Source organism: Stenotrophomonas sp. TWI169, assembly GCF_039674705.1.
Lineage (GTDB): Bacteria > Pseudomonadota > Gammaproteobacteria > Xanthomonadales > Xanthomonadaceae > Stenotrophomonas > Stenotrophomonas maltophilia_P.
Genome location: NZ_JBDJOB010000048.1, coordinates 1 through 499, shown reverse-complemented (window position 1 = coordinate 499; position 499 = coordinate 1). Strand labels below are relative to the sequence as shown.

The 499-nt window shown below is 72.5% G+C and carries 1 protein-coding gene; it reads right to left on the bottom strand.

Annotated features, from left to right (window positions below; all coding sequences use genetic code 11):
* Positions 1–499 (bottom strand): DUF2345 domain-containing protein (locus ABE543_RS18615; protein WP_346476011.1); only part of this gene is annotated, 499 nt, incomplete at both ends.

The following is a 499-nucleotide window of genomic DNA, read 5'->3' as shown; positions in this document are numbered from 1 at the left end:
GCCCTGTGCAGCATGCAGCGCGATGCCGCGCTCCTGGTTCGGGCTCTCGCCGCTGGGTTCCATGCCGGCGGTGTACAGCACCAGGCCGCCGGCCACGGCCATCGTCAGTGAGCCCTGGGTCATCCAGTTCAGCGCCACGCCGCTGGCCAGCGTGGTGTGCGTGCCGCTGACCCACACCTGGTCGGCCGGGGTCAGGCTCAGCACGCCGGCCACGCCACTGCCCAGCAGGACAGGCGCACTCCAGCCCGGCGCTTCGCCGTCGCCACCGGCGATGCTGCCCGCCGCGCTGCCACTGTGGGTCGCGCGCAGGGTCTCCTGCAGTTCAGTCAGCGTCGTGTCCACCGGCAACTCGGCCGCCTCGCCAGGCAGCTGCGCCTGCTGCTTGCCTGCCGACTCGGCCAGCTGCTGCAGCAGCTGCTGGCTTTCCTGCAACTGGCTCAGTGCCTGCGGCGCCGCCAGCTGCGGCGTACCCGGCTCGGTGGTCAGCAGCAGGCCACGG